This is a genomic window from Streptomyces turgidiscabies Car8, from assembly GCF_000331005.1.
Taxonomy (GTDB): Bacteria; Actinomycetota; Actinomycetes; order Streptomycetales; family Streptomycetaceae; genus Streptomyces; species Streptomyces turgidiscabies.
This window is the reverse complement of the sequence record NZ_AEJB01000131.1, coordinates 21,666-39,523: the sequence shown is the minus strand read 5'-3', so window position 1 is coordinate 39,523 and position 17,858 is coordinate 21,666. Positions and strand designations below refer to the sequence as shown.

Genomic DNA, 17,858 nt, shown 5'->3' with positions numbered 1-17,858 from the left:
GCCTACGTATAAGCAGTCCTTCGCAGTGTCGTGCAGAATTCGGCAATGGACGAGGAGATCTTCGGGCCGCACAGTGGTCCCATGGAGACCTCCGCGAAAGCCTCGCCGTCCGAGAACCTCCGCAACCTCGTCCGTGCCGAGTTCGCACCCAAGAACACCTATCTGAACACCGCGAGCACCGGGCTCCTCCCGGCCCGCGCCGTGGCCGCCATGCGTGATGCCGTGCAGTCCGTGGCCGACGGGCAGCCGCAGGACATGTTCGCCGACGTGGAGGCCTCGCGCTCCGCCTTCGCGCGGCTCGTCGGGGTGTCCGACCGCAGGGTCGCGGCCGGGGCGTCGGTCGCCGTCTACAGCGGGCTGATCGCCGCGTCACTGCCCGCCGGTGCCGAAGTCCTCACCGCCGAGGACGACTTCACGTCCGTCCTCAACCCGTTCCACGTACGAGGGGACCTGAAGGTACGCGCCGTGCCGCTGGAGCGGATCCCCGAGTCCGTCCGGCCCGGCACCGCCCTCGTCGCCGTCAGCGCCGCCCAGTCCGCCGACGGACGGATCGTCGACCTGACCGCGCTGCGTGAGGCCGCCCGTGAGCACGGCGCCCGTACGTATGTCGACGCGTCCCAGGCCACCGGCTGGCTGCCCGTCGACGCGGACGCCTACGACTACGTCTCCTCCGTCGCCTTCAAGTGGCTGGTCTGCCCGCGCGGCGTGGCCTTCCTCGTCGTACCCGAGGACCTGGGCGGCCTCACGCCCGTGTTCGCGGGCTGGGTCGCGGGGGAGGAGCCCTGGGACAGCTGCTACGGCCCGGTGCGTGAACTCGCCCACTCCGCACGGCGGTTCGACGAGAGCCCGAGCCTCTTCTCCTACGCCGGTGCCCGCCACTCCCTCGCCCTGATCGAGGAGTTGGGCGTGGACACCGTACGCGCCCATGACCTCGCGCTCGCCGACCGGTTCCGCGCCGGGCTCGACCGGCTGGGCCACCGGCCCGTACCGGCGCCCGGCTCGGCCATTGTCTCCGTGCCGCGACTCGGGCACCGGCAGGCGGAGTTGAGCCGCGCCGGGGTCGAGGTCTCCGACCGGGCCGGAAACCTGCGCGCGGCCTTCCACCTCTACAACACGGCGTCGGACGTCGACCGACTCCTGGACGTCCTGTCCGCCTGAAGCGCACGAGACCGCCCGCCGACACGGAACTCCGTGTCGACGGGCGGTCTGAAGTCGCACCGGCGTGACTCGGCGAGTCACCTCACCAGTGTGAAGTCCCGCGCCCCGATGCTGTATCCGACTGCGGCTTCGCCGCGGGTCGGCTCCGCCGACCGGGAGAGCGGTTACTTCACCGGTGTGAAGTCCCGCGCTCCGATGAACTCCGGCCTGCGAACCGGCGCCGCGAACGGCTCCACCGCGCTGTTCTCCACGCTGTTGAACACGATGAACACGTTGCTGCGCGGGTACGGGGTGATGTTGTCCCCGGAGCCGTGCATGCAGTTGCAGTCGAACCAGGTCGCCGAACCCGCCCTGCCCGTGAACAACTTGATGCCGTGCTCGTCGGCGAGCGAGGTCAGGGCCTCGTCGGACGGGGTGCCCGCGTCCTGCATCTGCAGCGACTTCTTGTAGTTGTCGTCGGGCGTCGCCCCCGCACAGCCGAGGAACGTACGGTGCGAGCCCGGCATGATCATGAGGCCGCCGTTGGTGTCGAGGTTCTCGGTCAGCGCGATCGAGACGGACACCGTCCGCATGTTCGGCAGACCGTCCTCCGCGTGCCAGGTCTCGAAGTCGGAGTGCCAGTAGAAGCCGCCCGCCCCGAACCCCGGCTTGACGTTGATCCGTGACTGGTGGACGTACACGTCGGAGCCGAGGAGCTGCCGGGCCCGCCCGACGACCCGCTCGTCCCGTACGAGCTGGGCGAACACCTCACTCAACTTGTGCACCTCGAAGACCGACCGGATCTCCTTGGACTTCGGCTCGATGATCGACCGCTCGTCGGAACGGACGGCCGGATCGGCGATCAGCCGCTCCAACTCGGCCCGGTAGAGCGGTACTTCGTCCTCATCGAGGAGCCCGTCGAGCGCCCGGAAGCCATCACGCTCGTACGCCATGAGGTCGGCCGCGGTGAACGGTCCGGGAGTGTCCGGCGCGCCCCACAGGACCGGGTCCTGACGCGGGACGGACACCTCGGCGGCGCCACGGGTGGGGTACAGGTCGGTGAGAGTGGACGTGGATGTAGACATGGACGTGGGTGACATGGGTGTCAGACCTCCTCGGAGTCAGGGGTGAAGTCGGGTTCGGTCAGCAGGGGATAGACGCCGTTCTCGTCGTGGTCCTCGCGGCCGGTCACCGGCGGGTTGAAGACGCACAGGCAGCGGAAGTCCTCCTTGATCCGCATGGTGTGCCGCTCGTGGCCGTCGAGGAGGTACATGGTGCCGGGGGTGATCGTGTACGTGCGCCCGGTCTCGTCGTCGGTCAGCAGGGCCTCGCCCTCGACGCACACGACTGCCTCGACATGGTTCGCGTACCACATCGACGTCTTCGTGCCCGCGTACAGAACGGTCTCGTGGAGCGAGAAGCCGACCCGCTCCTTGGCGAGGACGATGCGTTTGCTCTCCCAGGTACCGGACTCCGCCTTCACATGCCGGTCGGTGCCTTCGATGTCCTTGAACGAACGGACGATCACAGCGCTCAACAACCCCTTTCGTAAATGGTTCAGTCAGAAGTCAGGACAGACGTTCAGACAGGTGTTCTGGCAGATGTTCAGACAGACGTTCGTGCAGGTGTTCAGATGGTTCCGACGGTCTCGCGCACCGCGCGGGCGACGATCCGCAGGCCCTCGTCCAGTTCCTCGGGCGTGATCGTGAGCGCGGGCAGCAGCTTCACGACCTCGCTCTCGGGGCCGGACGTCTCGATGAGCAGCCCGAGTTCGAAGGCCCGCCGCGCGACCCGCCCCGCACGCGCCTTCTCGTGGAACTCCATGCCCCACACCAGACCCCGGCCCCGGTACTCCTTGACGTCGGCGAGGTTCTCCTCCGTGATGGAGATCAGCGCCTCCTCGACCTGCTCACCTCGGGCCAGCGTCTGCTTCTCCATGGCGGAGCCGTCCGCCCAGTAGGTCTCCAGTGCGGCGGCGGCGGTCACGAAGGCGGGGTTGTTGCCGCGGAAGGTGCCGTTGTGCTCGCCCGGCTCCCAGATGTCCAGCTCGGGCCTGAACAGGCAGAGGGACATGGGGAGTCCGTATCCGCTGATGGACTTCGACACGGTGACGATGTCGGGCACGATGCCCGCTTCCTCGAAGGAGAAGAAGGCGCCGGTCCGTCCGCAGCCCATCTGGATGTCGTCGACGATCAGCAGCATGTCCTGCCGTGCGCACAGGTCTGCCAGCGCCTGCAGCCACTCGGGTCGCGCCACGTTGATGCCGCCCTCGCCCTGCACGCTCTCCACGATCACGGCGGCCGGCTTGTTGAGGCCGGAGCCCTGGTCCTCCAGCAGCCGCTCGAACCACAGGAAGTCGGGGACAGTCCCCTCGAAGTAGTTGTCGAAGGGCATCGGGGTGCCGTGCACCAGCGGAATGCCCGCACCCGCCCGCTTGAAGGCGTTGCCGGTCACGGCGAGCGATCCGAGGGACATCCCGTGGAAGGCGTTGGTGAAGGAGACGATGGACTCCCGTCCCTTCACCTTCCGCGCCAGCTTCAGCGCCGCCTCGACGGCGTTGGTACCCGTCGGGCCCGGGAACATCACCTTGTACGGCAGTTCGCGGGGCCGCAGCACCAGGTCCTGGAAGGACTGCAGGAACGCGCGCTTGGCGGACGTCGACATGTCGAGCCCGTGGGTGACGCCGTCGCGTTCCAGATAGTCGATCAACGCCCGTTTCAGTACGGGGTTGTTGTGGCCGTAGTTGAGTGATCCGGCGCCGGCGAAGAAATCGAGGTAGGCGTGGCCGTCCTCGTCGTACATACGGCTGCCCTGCGCACGGTCGAACACGGCGGGCCAGCTGCGGCAGTAGCTGCGGACCTCGGATTCGACGGTCTCGAAGACGCTCAGGTCGGGCTGGGTGATGGTCACGGCGGTGAACTCCTTGCGGTGGGGGGTGAGTCAGCCGGCGAAGTCTGGGAACTCGGGGAGCTCCGAAGGCCAGGAGAGGGGACCGATGCGGTACAGCACCTCGGGTTCGTGCAGGTCGGGCAGGCCGTGCTCGTTGCGCGGCTCCTCCTGCCCCTCCTCCGGCTCGCTCGGGAACAGGCCCGCGTCGAACAGCACCTCGCGCTCGACGGTGGCGCCGTGGCGCTCCGCGAACGAGGTGAACAGCCGCTCGGAGGCGGTGTTGCCCGGCGTGATGGTGGTCTCCAGGCTGGTGAGCCCCTGCTCGGCGCCGACCCGCCGGGCCAGCCCGTCGAGCAGCGCGGCGGCGAGCCCGCGCCCCTGGTGGTCGGCGTCGACGGCCACCTGCCAGATGAGCAGGGTGCCCGGCCGGTCCGGCCGGACGTACCCGGTGACGAAGCCGACCGGTCTGCCGTCGGCGTCCCGGGCGACAGCCGAGGTGGCGGCGAAGTCCCGGCACCACAGCAGATAGCTGTACGACGAGTTGAGGTCGAGAACCTTCGAGTCCCGGGCGATCCGCCACAGCGCGGCCCCGTCGGCAATCACCGGGAGGTCAATTTGCAGGTCTGTCCGTACGGCACTCATGCAAATTGAACTTACCGAGAGAAAATCAAAAATGCATCGCCGGTCGGGGTTACGTGCGGCCATGGAATGTGTTAACAGGCGGGCACGGGAAAGCCCGCTTTGTCTGGTAAATAAGCAGACAAAGCGGGCGGGTTGTTGAATGCGTCACACACATGTAATTCACTTGAATCGTTCGCAAAACCTTTGCGTTTAGGTCCGCGAAAAGCGGGCAGAAGAATGCGGGAAGATACTCCCGATTCAATTACCCTAATTCATTGTGCATTCACGAGGAATTCGCGACGGCGCGCCGGCATCCGTCGATGGCCACCAGCAGCCCCCGGTCCGCCAGCGCCGTGCCCAGGGTGACCAGACAGCCGAGCACCGCCTCGCGCGTCGCGTCAGGCCCGTAGTGGTTGACCCGGATCATCTCCTTGGCCAGCGCGCCCCCGCCCGCCGCGAGCGGCAGCGCCGGATCGACTGCCAGCGCGCTCGCGACCAGCTCCGACGCGACGACCCCGGAGGGCGTCCGCAGCGTCGTGGCGACCGGTGCCGCGTCTCCGGTCTCGTACACATACGGCTCAAGGCCGCCGCCCAGCGCGAGCACCCCCGCGCGGGTGGCCGCCGCCGCGGTGGTGTGCCGGGCGATCACCGTGCCGAGCCCCACCGCCTCGATCCGCTCGACACACGCCTCCAGCGCGAGCATCTCCAGCTGGGCGGGAGCGTGCAGGAGGGTGCGCCGGCCGCCGTCGATCCACCGCTCCTTCCAGTCCAGCAGGGAGAGGTACGACCGTCGCGGCGCCCCCGGGTTCGCCGCCATCCGCGCCCACGCCCGCTCGCTCACCGACACCGCCGACACCCCGGCCGGCCCGCCCATCGCCTTCTGCGCCCCGATCACGCACAGGTCGACACCCCACGCGTCCGGCAGCACCGGCTCGGCGCCGACCGACGCGACGGCGTCGAGGTAGAAGAGGGCGCCGTGTTCCCGTACCGCCTCGCCGATCTCCGCGACCGGGTTGGTGTTGCCGGTCGCCGCCTCGGCGTGCACCAGCGAGACGAAGTCGATCTCCGGGCGCTCGGCGAACGCCTCCCGGACCTGCGCGGCCGTGACCGCCGTGTGGAAGGGCACCGCGAGGTCGACGACCGTGGCGCCGCAGTCCCGCAGCCAGTCGCCGAACGTCTGCCCGTAGGGGCCCGTGACGATGTTGAGGGCGGTCGTGCCCGGGCCGGCCGTCCCCCTGATGGCTCCTTCGAGGGGCAGCAGCGCCTCGCCCTGCATGATCACGACGTCCTGCTCGGTGGAGAGCAGCCGCGCCACGCGGTCCTCGATCGACGCGAAGCGCGTGGCGGTCAGCGGCGCCAGGTCCAGGAAGGGGTGCGTGGTCACGGAGGTGCTCTCTTCGGATCGCGGGGCAGACGAGTCGAGTCGAGACTAACCGGAGATCCCCCGAGAGCCTTCTGGCTCTCGGGTCGACGGGGTCCGAGGCCATCCCGCCTCAAAACCACAGGTCACACGGCGTCCCAACCATGGGAATGATTTGAGATAGTCAAACGTCTCCTTATAATCAGAACTCACAGTCCCCCCACAGGAGGTCCCCGTGAACACGGTCCTCGGACGACGGTCCCGCATCCTGGCCGCCACCACCGCGACGGCCGGGCTCCTGCTCGTGGCCGGCTGCTCCTCGGACGACGACGGTGGCGGCGCCTCGAAGACCGCCGCCGGCGGGGTCGAAGTCGTCAAGGGCGGACAGCTCACCGTCTGCACCCACCTGCCCTACCCGCCCTTCCAGTCGGTGATCGACGGCAGGGCGCAGGGCTTCGACGTGTCGCTCGTGGACCTCGTCGCGAAGAACCTCGGCGTGAAGCAGGAGATCCTCGACACGCCCTTCGAGAACTTCAAGACGGGCGCCTTCCTCAACGCGGAGCAGTGCGACCTCGGCGCGGCAGGCATGACCATCACCGAGGAGCGCAAGAAGAACGTCGACTTCTCCGACCCGTACTTCGCCGCCACGCAGGCCGTCCTCGTCGACAAGAAGAGCGGCATCACCTCCTTCGCCGGCCTCAAGGGCAAGAAGGTCGGCGCCCAGGCGCAGACCACCGGCGAGGACTACGCCAAGGGCAAGGATCTCGACCCCGTCTCCTTCGAGTCCTCCGACGCCGTCCTCAACGGCCTGCGCACCGGCCAGGTCGAGGCCGTGATCATCGACTACCCGGTGGTCCAGGGCTGGCTCAAGGACAAGGCCAACGCCGACGCCTTCAAGGTGGTGGACAACCTCAACACCGGTGAGCAGTACGGCTTCACGGTGAAGAAGGGCAACACCAAGCTGCTCGCCGCCATCAACAAGGCGATCACCGACGCGAAGGCCGACGGCACGTACAAGAAGCTGTACGAGCAGTGGATCGGCCCGTACGACGAGTCCGCGGCCGCTCCGTCCGCGTCATGACCGACGCCTCCGCGAAGCAAGTACAGCCCCGCAAGCAGGGGTTGAGCCGTACCCAGAAGCGGGCGCTGTCCCGCGGCGCCCAGTACGCGCTGTTCGTCGCGGCCGTCGTCGCTGTCGCGGTGTCGGCCGACTGGGCCCGGCTGAAGAACCAGTTCGCGCAGGCGGACCTGGCCAAGCAGATGTTCCCCGAGATCATCACGCTGGCCCTCAAGAACACCGTCCTCTACACCCTCTCCGGCTTCGTCTTCGGCCTGGTGCTGGGGATGGTGGTCGCCCTGATGCGGCTGTCACCGGTGGGCCCCTACCGCTGGGTCGCGGGCATCTACATCGAGATCTTCCGCGGTCTGCCCGCCCTGCTGATCTTCATCTTCGTCGGGGTGGCGGTACCTCTCGCCTTCCCCGGCACGGAGATCCCCGGCGGGACCTACGGCAAGGTGGCGCTGGCCCTCGGCCTGGTGTCGGCCGCGTACATGGCGGAGACGATCCGCGCGGGCATCCAGGCGGTGCCCAAGGGACAGATGGAGGCGGCCCGTTCACTGGGCTTCTCGCATGCGTGGGCGATGGTCTCGATCATCATCCCGCAGGCGTTCCGGATCGTGATCCCGCCGCTTACCAACGAGTTGGTGCTCCTGTTCAAGGACTCCTCGCTGGTGCTGTTCCTCGGCGTCACCCTGGAGGAACGCGAACTGGCCAAGTACGGCCGCGACCTGGCCAGCCAGACCGCCAACTCCACGCCGATCCTGGTGGCGGGCCTGTGCTATCTGCTGGTGACGGTGCCGCTGGGCTTCGTCGTACGACGGCTGGAGACGAAGGCGGGGGAGGCGACGCGATGAGCGACGGTACCGAGGACACGAACGTGCGGGACGCGGTCGTTCCGGAGATTCAAGTGCGGGACCTGTACAAGTCGTTCGGCGACAACGAGGTGCTGCGCGGTATCGACCTGGAGATCGGACAGGGCGAGGTCGTGTGCGTGATCGGCCCGTCCGGCTCCGGCAAGTCGACCCTTCTGCGCTGTGTGAACCTGCTGGAGGAGCCGACGAAGGGCCAGGTCTTCGTCGGCGGTACGGAGGTCACGCACGCGGACGTCGACATCGACGAGGTCCGCCGCCGGATCGGCATGGTCTTCCAGCAGTTCAACCTCTTCCCGCATCTGACGGTGACGGAGAACCTGACGCTTCCGCAGCGCCGGGTGCTGAAGCGGGACAAGGCTGAGGCCGCGAGGGTGGCGGCGGACAACCTGGAGCGCGTGGGCCTCTCGGAGAAGGCCGACGCCTACCCGTCGTCCCTCTCCGGCGGCCAGCAGCAACGGGTCGCCATCGCGCGGGCGTTGGCGATGGGCCCGGAGGTCATGCTGTTCGACGAGCCGACGTCGGCGCTCGACCCCGAGCTGGTGGGGGACGTACTGGCGGTGATGCGCAGGCTGGCGAACGAGGGCATGACGATGATGGTCGTCACGCACGAGATGACGTTCGCCCGCGAGGTCGCCGACCGGGTCGTCTTCATGGACGGCGGAGTGATCGTCGAGGACGGCACCCCGGCGCAGGTCATCAGCAACCCCTCCCACGAACGCACCCGCCACTTCCTCTCCCGCCTGCTGGACCCGGCGATGGCGGACGTGGAGGAGGCGGACGGGAAAACTGGGGACCGGCCGAACTAAGGTGCCGTCCATGAGCGATCAGGCGGTGCTGCAGGTGAAGGGGCGGGTGCTGGTCGGCCCGGAGGAGACCCGCGACGAGCTGTGGGTGGTCGGCGGCAGGATCACGTACGACCGCCCGCCCGGCGCCCGTGACATCCGCACGGTGGAGGGCTGGGCGCTGCCCGGTCTGGTCGACGCGCACTGTCATGTGGGCCTGGGGCCGCACGGTCCGGTGCCCGAGGACACGGCGGAGAAGCAGGCGCTGACCGACCGGGACGCCGGAACCCTCCTCATCCGGGACGCGGGGTCACCGTCGGACACCCGCTGGACCGACGCCCGCGAGGACCTGCCGAAGATCATCAGGGCGGGCCGGCACATCGCCCGCACCCGCCGCTACATCCGGGGCTTCGCGCACGAGATCGAGCCGGACGACCTGGTGGCGTACGTCGCTCAGGAGGCCCGGCGCGGCGACGGCTGGGTCAAGCTGGTGGGTGACTGGCTGGACCGCGGCACCGGCGACCTCTCCGCCTGCTGGCCGCGCGAGGAGGTGGAGGCGGCGATCGCGGAGGCCCACCGCCTGGGCGCGCGGGTCACGGCCCACTGCTTCGCGGAGGACTCCCTGCGGGACCTGGTCGAGGCGGGCATCGACTGTGTCGAGCACGCGACGGGCCTGACCGAGGACACGATCCCCCTGTTCGCCGCACGCGGTGTGGCGATCGTCCCGACGCTGGTGAACATCGCGACGTTCCCGAACCTGGCGGCAGCAGGCGACGCCAAGTTCCCGACCTGGTCGGCCCATATGCGCCGCCTGCACGAACGCCGCTACGACACGGTGCGTTCCGCCTACGACGCGGGGATCCCGGTGTTCGTCGGCACGGACGCGGGAGGCACGTTGCCGCACGGGCTCGTCGCGGCGGAGGTGGCCGAGCTGACCAGGGCCGGCATCCCGGCGCTCGCGGCGCTGTCGGCGACGACGTGGGGCGCGCGGGAGTGGCTGGGGAGGCCCGGGCTGGCGGAGGGGGCGGTCGCGGACCTGGTGGTGTACGAGAGTGATCCGCGGGCGGACGTACGGGTGTTGGGGGCGCCGTCGCGGGTGGTGCTGAACGGGCGGGTCGTCGGCTGACCGGAGGACTGCGAGGGACCTGGGTGAATATGGCGAACATCCGTGCCGTGAGATTCGAAGATCTGCGCGGAAACCTCACGTAGGAGTGAAGTCCCGTCAGATTGCTGACCGTTCACTCGCGGTACGTAATTCTTACCGGGTCCCAAGCGTGTCTCTTCCGAGGGGTCCCCAAACCGTGAACGCCAACAACTTCCGCCTGCCCGTACGCCGTCTGGCCACTGTCGCGGCGGCCACGGCCCTGGCGGCCGCCGGTCCCGCGGCCCTGGCCCACGCCACGGAGGACCAGGGCAGCGCGAGCGCGGTCGTCCTCCGCACGGGGCTGGACGTCTCGCTCCTCAACAAGAGCGTGAACGTCCCGCTCGCGGTCTCACTGAACGAGGTCCAGGCGCCGCGGAGCGCCGAACAGACCGCGCTGACCACCACGTTGGACGGCGTGGACGGCGGAAAGCCGTTCACCGTGCTCGGTGCGGAGGTCGCGGAGTCCAGGGCGACGGTGGCGGACGGAAAGGCGGAGGCCTCGACGAAACTGGCCCACGCCAAGCTCCATGTGCCCGGTCTCCCCCTGCTGTCGCTGATCGAGGTGGAGCAGGTCACGTCGAAGGCGACCTGCGTGGCGGGGGAGAAGCCGGTCGCCTCCGCGAACCTCCTGGGTTCGGTGACGGCCCTCGGAAAGAAGGTGACGCTGACGCCGAGCGGCCCGGTCGAGGTGAAGGTGCCGGGAGTCGGCGAGGTACGGCTGGACCTGTCCAAGACGGAGACGACGACCCGCACGGCGGCTGCGACCGCGCTCGAACTCACGGTGTCCGTCAACCCGTTGAACCTCAACGTGGCGGAGGTCGAGGGCACCGTCACCCTGGCGAAGGCGACCTGCGAGACCCCGGCCACCCAGACGGCTCCGCCGACACAGCCGGCGCCGGAAGTGAAGCCGCAGGGAGGGACAGCCCCGACCCCCGATCCGGCCGAGGCGGGACTCGCGGAGACGGGCGGCAGCTCGATGACGCCATACATCGCGGCCGGAGCGGCAGCGCTGCTCGCGGCGGGTGGCGGAGCGGTAGTCCTGGCCCGCCGGAAGCGCTGATTTTCAGCCCGTCCGGCGTTTGAGGACAAGGCCCCTTCGGGGCCGGAGCGGGGGTCTGGGGGCGCAGCCCCCAGGTACGGGATGGGACGGGTAAGGGCGGCGGGGGCGAGGAAACTCACCGCCCAGCCAACATCACCGCCCGGTCAAACGCCTGCAGAAACCCGTTCACCGTCACCCGATCCCGCACAGCCACCCGCAACCACTCCTCCCCCAACCCAGGAAACGTGTCCCCCCGCCGCACCGCATACCCCAGCCCCCGCAACCGCTCCCGCACCACAACCGCCTGAGGCACCCGCACCAGCACGAACGGCCCCTCCGCCGGCCCCACCACCCGCACCCCGTCCGACCCGAACTCCGCCAGCCCGGCAACGAGATGAGCCCGGTCCGCAGCGACCCGCCGCGCCGCGCCCGCCGCCTCCGCCAGCGCCCGCCCCGAGACACACGCCTCCGCCGCGGCCAGCGCCGGCGTGGACACCGGCCACAACGGCTGCGCCCGCTCCAGTTCCACCACCGTCTCCGGTGCCGCCAGCACGTATCCGATCCGCAGCCCTGCCAGCCCCCACGTCTTCGTCAGGCTCCGCAGCACCACGAGCCCGGGCACGTCCGTACGCCCGGCCAGCGACTCCCGCTCACCCGGCACCGCGTCCATGAACGCCTCGTCGACCACCAACGTCCGCCCAGGACGGGCAAGTTGAAGAAGCGAGCCCGCCGGATGCAGCACCGACGTCGGGTTCGTCGGATTGCCGATCACCACCAGGTCGGCGTCCTCGGGCACGAGCGCCGCGTCCAGCCGGAACCCGTCCTCGGCCCGCAACAGCACCCGGTCCACACTGTGTCCGGCATCCCGCAGTGCTGCCTCCGGCTCCGTGAACTGCGGATGCACGATCACCGGCCGCCGCACCTTCAGGGCGCGCGCCAGCAGCACGAACGCCTCCGCGGCCCCGGCGGTGAGCAGCACCCGCTCCACGGGCACCCCGTGCCGGGCCGCCACCGCCACCCGCGCGGCCCGCCCGTCGGGATACGCGGCGAGCCCGCCGAGCGACCCGGCGATGTGCTCACGCAGCCAGGCGGGCGGGGTGTCCGCCCGGACGTTCACGGCGAGGTCGACCAACTTCGCGCCGTCGTCACGTACTTCGGCGTCACCGTGGTGCCGGAGGTCGTGCCCCCCGGTGTCTCCGCCGGTGACTCCGTCGGTGTCTCCGTCAGTGCGCATGGGAGTGCGAGTGCCCGTGTGAGTGATGTCCATGATGGTGACCATCGTGGTCGCTGTCGTCGTCCGGATGGAAGTGCGGCTGCTGAGGCATTCCGACCTTGTCCTCGAAGCCGGGCAGCGCGATCCGGTACACGCACGAGTCGCAGTTCATCCGCAGATCCCCCTGCACGGCCTCCCGGTACCGCTCCATCACCAGGTCGAGCAACTCCGGCTCCGGACCGATGACATCGGCGGACCGCACCTCGATCTCCGGGTGCGCGGCGGCCCAGCCCTCCGTCTGGTGCCGTACCCGGTCCGGCAGGATCCCGGTGAACAGGAAGTAGGGCAGGACGACGATCCGCCGCGCCCCCAGCTTCACGCACCGGTCGAGCCCCGACGGCACGTCCGGCGCCGCCAGCGACACGAAGGCCGTCTCGACACCGGCGTACCCGCGCCCCTCCCACAGCAGCCGCGCCGCCTTGAGGACCTCGGCGTTGGCGTCCGGGTCGGTGGAGCCGCGCCCGACCAGCAGCACGGTCACGTCGGCCCGGTCGGCGGGGGTACGCGCCCCGCCGCCCAGGGCCTCGTCCAGTCGCCGTTCCAGCACGGTCAGCAGCGCCGGGTGCGGGCCCAGCGGGCGCCCGTACGTGTAGGAGATCCCCGGGTGCCGTTCCTTCTCGCGGGCCAGCGCGGCCGGGATGTCCCCCTTGGCGTGCCCGGCGGACACCAGCATCAGCGGAACGGCGGCGAACCGTCGTACCCCTCGCTCCACCAGCTCGGTCACGGCGTCGCCCAGCGGCGGCGGCGACAGCTCGATGAAGCCGCCCGCGACGGGCAGTTCGGGGTTACGGCGCCCCAACTCCCGTACGAAGTCACGGAACGCCTCGGCCCCGGCCTCGTCCCGGGTGCCGTGGCCGGCGATGAGCAGGGCGGGGGGCGGGGTGGTCACGATGTCTCCTCGGACGGTGAAGTGGGGTGAAAGGGAAGGGTGTTGAGAGGGAGAGGGCAATGGGGACGGGGCCTCGACACCGGAGAGGCGTTCATCGCGGTGCCTCCTGCCAGCGGTACCCGCGAGGCGTGACCATGCGGCCCGCGATGTTCCGGGTCGCGGTGTTGCCGACGGTCACGACCGTCATCATGTCGACGGTCGCCGGATCGAGGCCGGCGAGCGTCGTGACGCGGCTGGACTCGTCGGGCCGCGACGCGTTCCGTACGACACCCACGGGCGTCGTCGGCTCCCGGTGCGCGCCGAGGATGGCGAGCGCTTTGGGCAACTGCCAGTCACGGCCCCGGCTGCGCGGGTTGTAGAACGTCACGACGATGTCCGCCTCGGCCGCGGCCAGCACCCGCCGCTCGATGACATGCCACGGCGTGTGCAGGTCGGAGAGGCTGATGGACACGTGGTCGTGGCCGAGCGGGGCCCCGAGGATCGCTCCGGCGGCGAGGGCGGCCGTGACACCCGGCACCCCGACCACGTCGATGTCGTCGGACGCCTCGGCGAGCGCGGGCGACGCCATCGCGTACACGCCCGCGTCCCCGCTGCCGATCAACGTGACGGCCTGTCCCTTCCGGGCCTCGGCGACCGCCGTCCGCGCCCGCTCCTCCTCGGCGCCGAGCCCCGACTCCAGGATCCGGGTACCGGGCCGCAGCAGATCACGGATCTGGTCGACGTACTGATCGAGCCCGACCAGCACCGACGCCCGCCGCAACTCGGCCTCGGCGCGCGGCGTCAGCAGATCCCGCGCCCCCGGCCCGAGCCCCACGACTGCGAGCCGCCCACGTCCAGGCCGCCGTACGACGGCGCAGGTCGCCATGGCAGGCGCCCCGTCCGCACGCTCCGACTTCCGCTTGGGTACGAGGAGTTCACCCCCGCCGACCAGCGCGGCGGCCTCCGCCACGGACGGCGTACCGACGGCGGCGAGCGGCGCGGCGGAGGGATTGGGCACCTCGACCCCGGCCAACTCGTCGGCGGAGTACGTCACCACGGGCACCCCGAGCCGCTCGGCGGCCCCGACGATGCCGGGCTCGTCCGCCTTCGCGTCGACGGTGGCCAGCGCGGCGACCGAGGCCACCGAGAGCCCCGCGTCCGCCAACGCGCCCTGGACCAGACCGAGCACCTCGTCGACCGGAGCACCCTTGGAGGCACCCACACCGACGACGAGCGACGGAGGCCGCAGCACGACCGCACCCGCACCCGCACCGGCTCCGTCGCCGTCGATCAGCCGGTCGGTCACCCGGATCGTAGGCCCGTCGCCCGGCACCGCACTCCCGACGTTGGCCGGCAGCGCGGGCAGCGGCCAGCTCAACTCCAGCTCCAGCGCGACGGGTTCACCGTCGAGCAGCGCCCGCGAGACCCCCGCGACATCGCCCTCCACGGGCATCCCGAGGGTGTCGAGCCCCGGCACGCCCACGGCGTCCGTCGCGGTGGTCACCACCGGTTCCGCGCCCAGCAACCGCCCGACCGCGAGGGCGAGTTCGTTGGCCCCGCCGCCGTGCCCGCCGACCAGCGACACGGCGAACCGTCCGCCCTCGTCGACGCACACCACGCCGGGGTCGGACGCCTTGTCCGACAGCAGCGGGGCGACCAGTCGTACGACCGCCCCCGTGGCCAGGAAGCACACGAGCTGCGTGCACTCTCCGAACGCGCGCCGGACGGCGTCGGCGACCGGCCCCTCGTACACACGCGTACGGTCGGGCCAGGCGGCGGCAAGCCGATCACGCGCCGCCGCGCCCGCCGCCGTCGCGGAAATCAGGCCGATCACAGAGTGACTCCTTCTCTACCGGTATGTCTGTCTGTCAGGGCTGCGGGGCGCGTGCCCCACAGCAGGAAAACGGGATTGGTCGCCGCGAGCCGGGACACCTCACCCGGCAGCGGTGCGAGCCGGGACGACTGCAACAGCACCCCGTCGCAGTCGAGTCCGGCGTCGACGAGGGCCGCACGCACGGCCGGTACCCGGTCGAGGGCGGCCATCGCGACCACCACCGTCCGCCGCGCCCGCCCCGCACAGACGGCGACGATCGCGGGCAGCTCACGCCCACCCCCGCCGATGAACACGGCGTCGGGCTCGTCGAGTTCGCCCATGGAGGCGGGCAGTTGGTCAGGTGCGCTTCCTTCCACCACCCGCACGTCGACCCCGTGTGCGGCGGCGTTCGCCCGCACCCGCTCCGCCCCGTCCGGCGTCTTCTCGACGGCGACGACGGCGGCCCCGAGCCGCGCGCACTCCACGGCCACGGACCCGGAGCCGGCGCCGATGTCCCAGACCAGGTCACCGAGGCGCGGCCCGAGCCGGGCCAGCGCCAGGGCGCGTACCTCGAACTTGGTGATCATCGAGTCACGATGGGCGAACTCCCGTTCGTCCAGGGCCCATCGGCCGGGCCCGACGAACTCCCCGGCAACCGTGACAGGAACCGGCGCGAGAGTCCGCGCCTCGTCCAGGCACAGCACCACGCTGACCGCGTCGCCCCAGTCCCGGCCCGCAGCCTCGGCAGGTGTGACCCGCTCGACGCGTTCGAGTTCCGGATCGCCCAGCGCCGAGGCGACGACCAGAACACGCGCCCCCGGACCGCCGGCCAGTGCCGCGCCCAGTTCGGCGGGCCCGGCGCCCGGCCCGGTCAGCACCGCAACCTTGGGCCGCGCCCGGCACACGTTCACCGCCGTACGCAGTGCCCGCCCGTGCGCGCTGACGATCACCGCGTCGTCCCAGGTCAGCCCCACCCGGGCGAACGCCGCCGCGACGGAGGACACCCCAGGCCGGACATCGAGCCGCCCGGCGCCGAACCGCTCGGCCAGCGCCCGCACGATCCCGAAGAACCCGGGATCACCGGAGGCGAGCACGACAACGGGCCGTTCCTTACCGACGTACTCCTCGATGGTGTCGAGCGCGGGAGCCAGCGCCCCGAGGACGACCTGCTCGACGCCCTCCGCCACCACCGCCGACACCGCGGCCAGATGCCGCCGGCCGCCCACGACCAGTGCGGCCCCGGCGACGGCGGCCGTGGCGTCCGACGGAAGCGGCGCCCCCGTCCCCGTACCGATGACGGTGATCACGTACTCGCCCCTCGCTCGCGCAACGCCCGCCGGGCCGCCGGGTCGGCCTTGCGGAAGCCGTGGAAGTGGCCGGGGTGGTAGAGGTGCGAGCGGGTGCCGCTGGCGTCGAGGGCCGGGCCGATCAGGAACAAGGTGTGCTTCCACAGCTTGTGCTCCTTGACCGTCTCCTCCAGCGTCTCGATCGTGCACCGCACGACCAGCTCCTCGGGCCAGGTCGCCTGATAGGCGATGACGACCGGTGTCGACGTCGGATAGCCGCCCTCCAGCAGCTCCCGTACGAGCTGCCCACTACGGGCTGCTGACAGGAAGATCGCCATGGTGGTTCCGTGCCGGGCGAACTCCCGCACCTCCTCGCCCGGGGGCATCGGCGTCTTGCCGCCGCCCAGCCGGGTCAGGATCACGGACTGCGCGACCTCGGGGATGGTCAGCTCGCGCTGGGCGAGGGCGGCGACCGCCGAGAAGGAGGAGACCCCGGGGACGATCTCCGTCTCGATCCCGATCTCGGCACACCGGTCGACCTGCTCCTGGGTGCCGCCCCAGAGCGCGGGATCGCCGGAGTGGATACGGGCCACGCGCAGGCCCTCGCGCACGGCACGCTCGTACACGGCGACGACGTCCTCCAGTGACATGGCCGCCGAGTCGAGGATCTCCGCCCCGGCGCGCGCATGTTCGAGGACGGCCTCCTGTACGAGGCTGGCCGCCCAGATCACGACGTCCGCCTCGGCGATGGCGCGGGCCGCGCGGAACGTCAGCAGGTCGGCGGCGCCGGGGCCGGCACCGACGAACGTCACCTTGCCGGTGGGAGCGCCAGTCGAAACGTCGGCCGTGGGAGCCATGGGGCGAGATCCTCTCGTACGGAACATCGAAAATGTCAGTAAATATGCGGGTGGGTGTGGAGGTGCGCGAAGGCGGGTCGATCGGATAGCAAGGGCACATGGCGGTCTTCGTCGCGCTCGGCGCGTTCCTGATGACGCTGGCCGGTGGCTGGACGGCACTGCGTGTGACCGACCGCCGCCATCTCGTCCTGGGCCTGGCCGGCGGCCTGATGCTGGGCGTGGTCGGCCTCGACCTGCTGCCGGAGGCGCTGCACGCGGCGGGCGAGGAGGTGTTCGGCGTACCGGCCGCTCTGCTGCTGTTCGTCGCCGGCTTTCTGCTGGCCCATCTGGTGGAACGTCTGCTCGCCGTACGACAGGCCGCCCACGGCGCCGCCACGGGGACCGGGGAACACGGGACGAACAACGGCCGGGCGCCCCAGGTGGGCCTGACGGCCGCCGCGGCGATGGTCGGCCACAGCGCGATGGACGGCGTCGCGATCGGGGCGGCCTTCCAGGTCGGCGGCGGGATGGGCCTCGCGGTCGCGCTCGCCGTGATCGCCCACGACTTCGCCGACGGCTTCAACACGTACACGATCACGAGCCTGTACGGGAACGCCCGCCGCAAGGCCGTGGCCATGCTGTTCGCCGACGCGGCCGCGCCGGTCGTGGGCGCGGCCTCCACCCTCTTCTTCACGATCCCCGAGCGGGCGCTCGGCGGCTATCTCGGCCTCTTCGGCGGCGTACTGCTCTACCTGGCAGCCGCCGAGATCCTCCCCGAGGCCCACCACGACCATCCCACCCACTCGACGGTGCTGTGCACGATCGCGGGCGTGGCGTTCATCTGGCTGGTGGTGGGCCTGTCGGGCTGAGCCCGGGCG

At 70.6% G+C, this 17,858-nt stretch carries 17 protein-coding genes; 7 read left to right on the top strand and 10 right to left on the bottom strand.

The window, feature by feature from the left end; translation table 11 throughout:
• The first annotated feature begins 45 nt into the window (after positions 1-45).
• Complete coding sequence (locus tag STRTUCAR8_RS08380; protein ID WP_006375070.1) at positions 46-1,158, top strand: aminotransferase class V-fold PLP-dependent enzyme; 1,113 nt, start codon at positions 46-48, stop codon at positions 1,156-1,158.
• Positions 1,159-1,322: 164 nt separating this feature from the next.
• On the opposite strand, the gene thpD is transcribed toward STRTUCAR8_RS08380, so the two are convergent.
• The 5 genes from thpD to STRTUCAR8_RS08355 form a co-directional block, all read right to left on the bottom strand.
• The gene (thpD, locus tag STRTUCAR8_RS08375; protein ID WP_044471858.1) at positions 1,323-2,222 is read right to left on the bottom strand and encodes an ectoine hydroxylase; all 900 of its coding nucleotides are present in this window, start codon (positions 2,220-2,222) and stop codon (positions 1,323-1,325) included.
• A 20-nt stretch (positions 2,223-2,242) separates the two neighbouring features.
• Positions 2,243-2,665: an ectoine synthase gene (locus STRTUCAR8_RS08370; RefSeq protein ID WP_006375087.1), complete on the bottom strand. Its 423-nt coding sequence runs from the start codon at positions 2,663-2,665 to the stop codon at positions 2,243-2,245.
• 101 nt (positions 2,666-2,766) lie between these two features.
• On the bottom strand, positions 2,767-4,047 hold the full coding sequence (ectB, locus tag STRTUCAR8_RS08365; RefSeq protein ID WP_006375098.1) for a diaminobutyrate--2-oxoglutarate transaminase: 1,281 nt from the start codon (positions 4,045-4,047) through the stop codon (positions 2,767-2,769).
• 30 nt (positions 4,048-4,077) lie between these two features.
• The gene (gene ectA / locus STRTUCAR8_RS08360; RefSeq protein ID WP_044471853.1) at positions 4,078-4,668 is read right to left on the bottom strand and encodes a diaminobutyrate acetyltransferase; all 591 of its coding nucleotides are present in this window, start codon (positions 4,666-4,668) and stop codon (positions 4,078-4,080) included.
• 262 nt (positions 4,669-4,930) lie between these two features.
• On the bottom strand, positions 4,931-6,031 hold the full coding sequence (locus tag STRTUCAR8_RS08355; RefSeq protein ID WP_006375104.1) for a pyridoxal-phosphate-dependent aminotransferase family protein: 1,101 nt from the start codon (positions 6,029-6,031) through the stop codon (positions 4,931-4,933).
• Positions 6,032-6,242: 211 nt separating this feature from the next.
• Here STRTUCAR8_RS08355 and STRTUCAR8_RS08350 point away from each other — a divergent pair, with 211 nt between their 5' ends.
• The 5 genes from STRTUCAR8_RS08350 (at position 6,243) to STRTUCAR8_RS08330 (ending at position 10,925) form a co-directional block, all read left to right on the top strand.
• Positions 6,243-7,088 carry a transporter substrate-binding domain-containing protein gene (locus STRTUCAR8_RS08350; protein ID WP_006375080.1) on the top strand — a complete coding sequence of 282 codons (846 nt, stop codon included), beginning with the start codon at positions 6,243-6,245 and terminating at the stop codon, positions 7,086-7,088.
• Entirely contained in the window at positions 7,085-7,921 is an 837-nt protein-coding gene (locus STRTUCAR8_RS08345) for an amino acid ABC transporter permease (RefSeq protein WP_006375097.1), read from the top strand. Before STRTUCAR8_RS08350 ends, STRTUCAR8_RS08345 begins: the two co-directional genes overlap by 4 nt.
• Positions 7,918-8,745, top strand: a complete 828-nt coding sequence (locus STRTUCAR8_RS08340) for an amino acid ABC transporter ATP-binding protein (RefSeq protein WP_006375102.1) — start codon at positions 7,918-7,920, stop codon at positions 8,743-8,745. Before STRTUCAR8_RS08345 ends, STRTUCAR8_RS08340 begins: the two co-directional genes overlap by 4 nt.
• Positions 8,746-8,755: 10 nt before the next feature.
• Positions 8,756-9,847 (top strand): amidohydrolase family protein, encoded by a 1,092-nt coding sequence (locus STRTUCAR8_RS08335; protein ID WP_006375092.1) that lies wholly within the window; start codon positions 8,756-8,758, stop codon positions 9,845-9,847.
• A 175-nt stretch (positions 9,848-10,022) separates the two neighbouring features.
• The gene (locus STRTUCAR8_RS08330) at positions 10,023-10,925 is read left to right on the top strand and encodes an SCO1860 family LAETG-anchored protein (RefSeq protein WP_006375088.1); all 903 of its coding nucleotides are present in this window, start codon (positions 10,023-10,025) and stop codon (positions 10,923-10,925) included.
• Between the two features lie 115 nt (positions 10,926-11,040).
• On the opposite strand, the gene cobC is transcribed toward STRTUCAR8_RS08330, so the two are convergent.
• From cobC to cobM, 5 genes are all read right to left on the bottom strand, one after another.
• Positions 11,041-12,138, bottom strand: a complete 1,098-nt coding sequence (cobC, locus tag STRTUCAR8_RS08325) for an Rv2231c family histidinol phosphate aminotransferase CobC (protein WP_044471852.1) — start codon at positions 12,136-12,138, stop codon at positions 11,041-11,043.
• The gene (locus tag STRTUCAR8_RS08320; protein WP_006375067.1) at positions 12,128-13,066 is read right to left on the bottom strand and encodes a sirohydrochlorin chelatase; all 939 of its coding nucleotides are present in this window, start codon (positions 13,064-13,066) and stop codon (positions 12,128-12,130) included. Before STRTUCAR8_RS08320 ends, cobC begins: the two co-directional genes overlap by 11 nt.
• A 91-nt stretch (positions 13,067-13,157) precedes the next feature.
• Positions 13,158-14,879, bottom strand: a complete 1,722-nt coding sequence (cobJ, locus tag STRTUCAR8_RS08315) for a precorrin-3B C(17)-methyltransferase (RefSeq protein ID WP_006375113.1) — start codon at positions 14,877-14,879, stop codon at positions 13,158-13,160.
• Positions 14,876-16,165 carry a bifunctional cobalt-precorrin-7 (C(5))-methyltransferase/cobalt-precorrin-6B (C(15))-methyltransferase gene (locus STRTUCAR8_RS08310; RefSeq protein WP_006375081.1) on the bottom strand — a complete coding sequence of 430 codons (1,290 nt, stop codon included), beginning with the start codon at positions 16,163-16,165 and terminating at the stop codon, positions 14,876-14,878. Before STRTUCAR8_RS08310 ends, cobJ begins: the two co-directional genes overlap by 4 nt.
• A complete protein-coding gene (gene cobM / locus STRTUCAR8_RS08305) occupies positions 16,162-17,001 on the bottom strand; it encodes a precorrin-4 C(11)-methyltransferase (protein WP_044471851.1) in 840 nt (279 codons plus the stop codon). Before cobM ends, STRTUCAR8_RS08310 begins: the two co-directional genes overlap by 4 nt.
• A gap of 98 nt (positions 17,002-17,099) precedes the next feature.
• Here cobM and STRTUCAR8_RS08300 point away from each other — a divergent pair, with 98 nt between their 5' ends.
• Complete coding sequence (locus tag STRTUCAR8_RS08300; RefSeq protein WP_006375101.1) at positions 17,100-17,849, top strand: ZIP family metal transporter; 750 nt, start codon at positions 17,100-17,102, stop codon at positions 17,847-17,849.
• Positions 17,850-17,858: the final 9 nt, after the last annotated feature.